Origin of the sequence: Pseudomonas sp. NBRC 111140, assembly GCF_001320885.1 — a bacterium.
Lineage (GTDB): Bacteria > Pseudomonadota > Gammaproteobacteria > Pseudomonadales > Pseudomonadaceae > Aquipseudomonas > Aquipseudomonas putida_P.
In genome coordinates this window covers 64,869-71,422 of the sequence record NZ_BCBQ01000023.1, presented here as the reverse complement: position 1 = coordinate 71,422, position 6,554 = coordinate 64,869, and the positions used below count along the sequence as shown (strand labels likewise).

Sequence of the window (6,554 nt, the reverse complement as noted above, 5' to 3'; positions counted from 1 at the left end):
CTCTCTACCTCTAAGCGCATCTGCAATCTGTGTCGGAATTGCAGCCCCGGTCAGCCTTGCTGCCTCACCGAGCCAGACACCATTGGTGTGCGAGCCCTGCCCTGTAGCAATACCAGGCTCATATCGCGGGCTTTTGAACACCACCAGAATAGGCGGTAAACCCGAGTCCATGGGGAAGGTGATGATCAGCCGTTCCTGGTCCAGCAAATCCAGCGCCGGGTAACCCTCTGTTTCGGTACTGACGGGGTTCAGGGTACTGCCGGTGTAAACGACGGTACCGGGCGGCGCTGGCGGCAAGCTGGTAGAACTTCCATCTTCACCGCCCGGCGCGCTGGCGGGTGTCCAGGTGAGAATCCGCTGCGGATTATCCAGTGCCAGGCTGTAGACCTGACGTTCAGTGTCGAATGTCACTGCGCGTACTGGTACCGGCTTGCCCCCAGCCACTACATATAGGTCCATGCCTTTTTCGTGCTCGGATCCAGCCAGCAGATACGGCAGGTCGATGCTGGTTGATGACGCTGCCAAGGTTGCAAGGTCAGGCCCACCGGGTGGCGTAAGGCTGGCCAGCGGGGTGCTGATAAGATAACGGCGCTCACCGTTACCCAGCGTTGACGGCCAGGCCATCGCAAGTGTGCCTACTGCAAGCGAAGGGATAGTCGTAGCAACAAGGCGGGCAATCGCGGCCGTGATTGCTTCACCCAAAGCCGAGTAAGCCGCTTCGGCTACTGCAAAAGAGGTAGCACCAATGGGGATTACGGCAGGCGTCAGTCCCGCCAAACGCGCTTCATTGATATAGGAAATGCTCCGCCGCAGAGCCTCTTGCCTTTGCCGCTCGGCTTCTGCAGCCAAGCGCGCAGCTTCGGCCTGCTGGCGTGCAGCTTTTTCTTGTGCGGCGAATTGACTTTGGAGGTTCTCCACTTCAGCGGCGCGCTGCATCAGGTTTTGCGTGGCACCTGCATATACGCCCAGGAATCTGATCGATTCGTTTAGCGCCAGTGTGAGGTGGTATTCCTGCCAGCGCGGGCCGGCCCGGCGTAATCGTTGTTCATCTACAAGATGCAAAAGCCCTTCAAGTTGAGGCTTCGACAGGGGGGCGTTGATGCGGGGGTTTTGATCATGGTACGCCGGAATTTGCGATTGCTTGGCCTGCACCAAGGCAGCAGCGGTTGCAAGGTAGGCACTGAGGGTTTGAACAAGCGTGAGCGCGTCGTCAATGACGGTTTGCCCTAACTCATGCTGAAGAACGTTGGGTAAACAATCGAAATGTATTTGCCGCTCTGCGTGAATCTGAGCTGTTCGACGCGCGATCATTTCCAGCAGATTTAGAGGCTGGTGGTTGAGCTCCTCCTGATCCACTTGCCTTGCGAGGCCCTCAAGTTCGTCTGCCAGCGCTTGGTGCTTTTGAGCTTCGATGTGTAAACGGTAGGTGCCATCCCAAGCCCTCTGCAGCCTTGTGGCCCATTCCACACCGAGCTCCTGGCCTGTTGTTGCTGCGAAGAAGCCCGGGTCCAGAAACCGGCTCATCATTGAATCGCCGCGCTTGTAGAATGCGGGTACGCCAAAGTAGTTATTGGCGTCGGGTAAAATCTGCAAATAACCGTCACGAATCTGACTGATGCGTGACGACAGGATTTGTTGTTCTGTTGAAAGTGTGGAGGCCGCGCCGTTTGCACTGTTCGCCTCGGCTTTGATCTGGGCTTTCAGTGCAGCAATGGTTTCAGGGATCTGATTTACTTCGTGGGCATATTTGTCTGAATAGTCCTTCTCTATAATCTGAAACTCTTCTGTCAGCACCCTGCGAGTGGAAATGACCCGTGCGATGTCATTTTTGGTTGGGCTGGTCCCGCGTGGATAACCATCGCTTAGCCCCCAGCCACCTGCGCCCGGTCCACCACCACCGCCACCAATCAAACTTAGTTCGGCACCTGTTGGTGCTTGCGCACTGATGTACAGCGCTTCATCGAGATAATACGTGTTGTCCCGTGCCATGTAGGTTCTCCTGGTCACTACACGGGCTAGCTTTACGTATATTGAATTCGCGGTATGTCAGCTCCGGCCTGTCAATCGGTAGGAAGCTTCCTGGCACTCGGAAAGATCTGTCTTAGATGTGTTTTTCCGACACAGGTATCACCCGTTTCTCCTTCACCGCCTTGTAGGAAAAACTCGAATAGATCTCCTTCACCCCCGGCAGCCGTTGCAGCACTTCCCGGGTAAATTCGCCAAACGACTCCAGGTCCCGCGCCAGAATCTCCAGCAAGAAGTCATAGCGCCCGGAGATGTTGTGGCAGGCGACGATTTCGGGGATTTCCATCAGCCGCTGCTCGAACGCCAGCGCCATGTCCTTGGTGTGGGAGTCCATCATGATGCTGACGAACGCGGTCACGCCAAACCCCAGCGACTTGGGCGAGAGGATGGCCTGGTAGCCGGTGATGTAGCCGTTGTCTTCCAGAAGCTTGACCCGTCGCCAGCAGGGCGAGGTGGTCAGCGCCACCTGGTCGGCGAGCTCGGCGATGGTGAGGCGGGCGTTGTCCTGCAAGGCAGCCAGCAGGGCGCGGTCGGTGCGATCGAGGCTTGAAGGCATGTTTTGCCCTCCTGGTCCGTTGATTATTGTTTTCGTTCCAACAAGCACGCGTATGCGTGGGCCAATTTGGAAAAAATCGGGCAGCCCGGTGGCATAAGCTTATAACAAACCACAAGAGGCTGTTGCCATGCGCGACTCCCATAACAACACCGGTTTTTCCACGCGGGCCATTCACCATGGCTACGACCCGCTTTCCCACGGTGGTGCCCTGGTGCCACCGGTGTACCAGACCGCTACTTATGCCTTCCCCACTGTCGAATACGGCGCTGCGTGCTTCGCCGGGGAGGAAACGGGGCATTTCTACAGCCGCATCTCCAACCCGACCCTGGCCTTGCTCGAGCAACGCATGGCTTCGTTGGAGGGCGGTGAGGCGGGGCTGGCGCTGGCGTCGGGGATGGGCGCGATCACTTCGACCATCTGGACCTTGCTGCGGCCTGGCGATGAACTGATTGTCGGGCGTACTTTGTATGGCTGCACGTTCGCTTTCCTGCATCACGGCATTGGCGAGTTCGGGGTAAAGATCCACCATGTCGACCTCAACGATGCCAAGGCCCTGAAAGCGGCGATCAACAGCAAAACGCGGATGATCTACTTCGAAACGCCGGCCAACCCCAACATGCAACTGGTGGATATAGCGGCGGTCGTCGAGGCAGTACGAGGGCGTGATGTACTTGTGGTGGTCGACAACACCTATTGCACGCCGTACCTGCAGCGGCCGCTGGAGCTTGGGGCGGACCTGGTGGTGCATTCGGCGACCAAGTACCTCAGTGGCCATGGTGATATCACGGCGGGCCTGGTGGTGGGGCGTAAGGCGCTGGTCGACCGCATTCGCCTGGAGGGGCTGAAGGACATGACCGGGGCGGTGCTGTCGCCGCATGACGCGTCGCTGCTGATGCGCGGTATCAAGACCTTGGCCCTGCGCATGGACCGCCATTGCGCCAACGCCTTGCAGGTGGCGCAGTTCCTCGCGCGGCAGCCGCAGGTGGAACTTATTCACTACCCAGGTTTGCCGTCGTTCGCCCAATACGAACTGGCGCAGCGGCAGATGCGCTTGCCGGGTGGGATGATTGCCTTCGAGCTCAAGGGGGGGATCGACGCCGGGCGGCGCTTCATGAATGCGCTGCAGCTGTTTGCACGGGCGGTGAGCTTGGGTGATGCCGAATCGCTGGCGCAGCATCCGGCGAGCATGACGCATTCCAGTTACACGCCGCAGGAGCGGGCGCATCACGGCATATCGGAAGGATTGGTGCGGTTGTCGGTGGGGCTGGAGGATGTGGAAGACCTGCTGGCGGATGTCGAGCAGGCATTGCAGGCTTGCAAATAGGCAGCCTGTACCAGCCCACAAAAAAGGCCTCTTGCGAGGCCTTTTTCATGTTCAGCCGATCAACGCTTGAGCCCGTAGCTCTCGTCGAGCATGCCCGGCGAGTTCGGCGCTTTTGGCGCATAGTCGCGTGGCACTTCGGCGGTGTCTTTCGGCGGTGTCAGGCGGTCACGCGGGCCTTGCGGCGCTTCGGAATGCAGCGCAGCCAGCAGGCGCTGGCGGGTGACGTCGTCGAGGGCCAGGCTGTTGGCGCCTTCGGCCAGGTGATCCTGTACGTCCTGGTAGCTCTGGGTCAGTTTCTTGACCAGCATGGCGGTGCTGTTGAAGTGGGTGACCACTTCGTTCTGGTAGCTGTCGAAACGCTTCTGGATATCATCCAGTTGGCGCTGGGTGTTGCTCGGCGCCGCATTGGGCAGCAGGCGGGCAACGATGAAACCGACCGCCACACCGATGACCAGGGCCAGGGTTGGCAACAACCAAACAAGGAGCGAGAGTTCCACGAGTCCTTCCTCTATAAACGGCTTTGCTTTACGTTAACGGCTCAGACCTGCGCTGTATACCGCGAGCGATCGCAAATCAGAACAGAATTCCTCACCTAGACGAATCGACCCTTCCCGAGGTCACGGAGTAGTGCCTTGCTTGTCCGCGAAACCCCCTTGTTCATCGATGGCCCCAGCGGCCAGCTGGAAGCCTTGTACCTGGACGTGGCCGACGCCCGTGGCGCGGTGCTGATCTGCCATCCCAACCCGGTCCAGGGCGGCACCATGCTCAACAAGGTGGTCTCGACCCTGCAGCGCACCGCACGTGATGCCGGCTATGTGACCCTGCGTTTCAACTACCGTGGTGTTGGCCAGAGCGCCGGTAGCCATGACATGGGCGCTGGCGAAGTGGCCGATGCCGAGGCCGCTGCCGCCTGGCTGCGTGCCAAACACCCCGAGCTGCCACTTGTGCTGATGGGCTTCTCGTTCGGTGGTTTCGTGGCCACCAGTCTGGCTGGGCGCCTGGAAGCTGCAGGCACGCAGTTGCAGCATCTGTTCATGATCGCCCCCGCCGTCATGCGCCTGACCACCGAGTTCCCGGTGCCGCAGCGTTGCCCGATCACCGTGGTGCAACCGGACGCCGACGAAGTCGTCGCACCGCAGCTGGTTTACGAGTGGTCCGACAGCTTGTCGCGCCCCCATGAGCTGCTGAAAGTGGCAGAATGCGGACACTTCTTCCATGGCAAGCTGACCGATCTGAAGGATCTGCTGCTGCCGCGCCTTTCGAACTGAGCCAAGCCTGAATAAGCGAACACCCATGACCACGCGCATTCTTACCGGTATCACCACCACCGGCACACCGCACCTGGGCAACTACGCCGGCGCCATCCGCCCGGCGATCCGTGCCAGCCAGCAGCCCGGTGTCGACTCGTTCTACTTCCTGGCCGACTACCACGCCCTGATCAAGTGCGACGACCCGCAGCGCATTCAACGTTCGCGTCTGGAAATCGCCGCCACTTGGTTGGCCGGTGGCCTGGACCCAGACAAGGTGACCTTCTACCGCCAGTCCGATATCCCGGAAATCCCCGAGCTGACCTGGCTGCTGACCTGCGTTGCCGCCAAGGGCCTGCTGAACCGTGCCCATGCCTACAAGGCCTCGGTGGACAAGAACGTCGAGAGCGGCGAAGACCCGGACGCCGGCGTGAGCATGGGCCTGTTCAGCTACCCGGTGCTGATGGCTGCCGACATCCTGATGTTCAACGCCAACAAGGTGCCGGTTGGCCGTGACCAGATCCAGCACGTGGAAATGGCCCGCGACATCGGCCAACGCTTCAACCACCTGTTCGGTCAGGGCCAGGACTTCTTCGCCCTGCCAGAAGCGGTGATCGAAGAAAGCGTGGCCACGCTGCCCGGCCTGGATGGGCGCAAGATGTCCAAGAGCTATGACAACACCATCCCGTTGTTCACCAGCGCCAAGGACATGAAGGACGCCATTTCGCGCATCGTCACCGACTCGCGCGCGCCAGGCGAAGCGAAAGACCCGGACAACTCGCACCTGTTCACCCTGTACCAGGCTTTCTCGACGCCGGAGCAATGCGCCGGCTTCCGTGAAGAGCTGCTGCAGGGTCTGGGCTGGGGCGATGCCAAGCAGCGCCTGTTCCAGTTGCTGGATGGCCAACTGGCCGAAAAACGCGAGTACTACCACCAGTTGATCGCCCGCCCGGCGGACCTGGAAGACATCCTGCTGGCCGGCGCCGCCAAGGCCCGCAAGATTGCCACGCCGTTCCTCGAGCAACTGCGCGAAGCCGTTGGCCTGCGTTCGTTCCGTACTGGCGTGCAGGCCACTGCCGAAGTGAAGAAAAAAGCCGCCAAGAGTGCGCGCTTTGTCAGCTTCCGTGACGAAGATGGCAGCTTCCGCTTCCGCCTGCTGGCCGCTGACGGCGAGCAACTGCTGCTGTCGCGCAGCTTTGCCGACGGCAAGAGCGCCGGCGCCGTGAGCAAGCAGCTGCAACAGGGTGGCGAGGCCGATGTACGGGTTGAAGGCCTGAGCTTCGGCCTGTGGCTGAATGGCGAGCAGGTTGCCGACGGGCCGCAGTTCGACAGCACCGAAGCCCGTGATGTGGCCATTCAAAGCCTGCGTGATGCCCTGGCACCACAGCAGGACTGAGGCATA

Annotated in this window: 6 protein-coding genes; 3 read left to right on the top strand and 3 right to left on the bottom strand. The window is 60.3% G+C overall.

Annotation, left to right across the window (positions count from 1 at the left end; translation table 11 throughout):
- Together APH42_RS10250 and APH42_RS10245 are read right to left on the bottom strand one after the other, a co-directional pair.
- Positions 1-1,989 (bottom strand): S-type pyocin domain-containing protein (locus APH42_RS10250; RefSeq protein WP_060493238.1); only part of this gene is annotated, 1,989 nt, incomplete at its 3' end.
- A 112-nt stretch (positions 1,990-2,101) separates the two neighbouring features.
- Positions 2,102-2,581 (bottom strand): Lrp/AsnC family transcriptional regulator, encoded by a 480-nt coding sequence (locus APH42_RS10245; protein ID WP_012274083.1) that lies wholly within the window; start codon positions 2,579-2,581, stop codon positions 2,102-2,104.
- 127 nt (positions 2,582-2,708) lie between these two features.
- Between APH42_RS10245 and APH42_RS10240 the strand changes: the two genes are divergently transcribed.
- Positions 2,709-3,905 carry a methionine gamma-lyase gene (locus APH42_RS10240; protein ID WP_060493237.1) on the top strand — a complete coding sequence of 399 codons (1,197 nt, stop codon included), beginning with the start codon at positions 2,709-2,711 and terminating at the stop codon, positions 3,903-3,905.
- Positions 3,906-3,964: 59 nt separating this feature from the next.
- Here the strand turns inward: APH42_RS10240 and APH42_RS10235 are convergent, their stop codons facing one another.
- A complete protein-coding gene (locus APH42_RS10235) occupies positions 3,965-4,402 on the bottom strand; it encodes a YhcB family protein (RefSeq protein WP_012274081.1) in 438 nt (145 codons plus the stop codon).
- 135 nt (positions 4,403-4,537) lie between these two features.
- Between APH42_RS10235 and APH42_RS10230 the strand changes: the two genes are divergently transcribed.
- Both APH42_RS10230 and APH42_RS10225 read left to right on the top strand, forming a co-directional pair.
- Complete coding sequence (locus APH42_RS10230) at positions 4,538-5,173, top strand: alpha/beta hydrolase (protein WP_012274080.1); 636 nt, start codon at positions 4,538-4,540, stop codon at positions 5,171-5,173.
- A gap of 25 nt (positions 5,174-5,198) precedes the next feature.
- Positions 5,199-6,548 (top strand): tryptophan--tRNA ligase, encoded by a 1,350-nt coding sequence (locus tag APH42_RS10225; protein WP_060493236.1) that lies wholly within the window; start codon positions 5,199-5,201, stop codon positions 6,546-6,548.
- The last annotated feature ends 6 nt before the right edge of the window (positions 6,549-6,554 follow it).

Bases quoted from the DNA above. Each gene is read 5' to 3' on its own strand.
- APH42_RS10225 (WP_060493236.1), top strand. From the start codon at position 5,199: ATGACCACGCGCATTCTTACCGGTATCACCACCACCGGCACACCGCAC.
- APH42_RS10240 (WP_060493237.1), top strand. From the start codon at position 2,709: ATGCGCGACTCCCATAACAACACCGGTTTTTCCACGCGGGCCATTCAC.
- APH42_RS10245 (WP_012274083.1), bottom strand. From the start codon at position 2,581: ATGCCTTCAAGCCTCGATCGCACCGACCGCGCCCTGCTGGCTGCCTTG.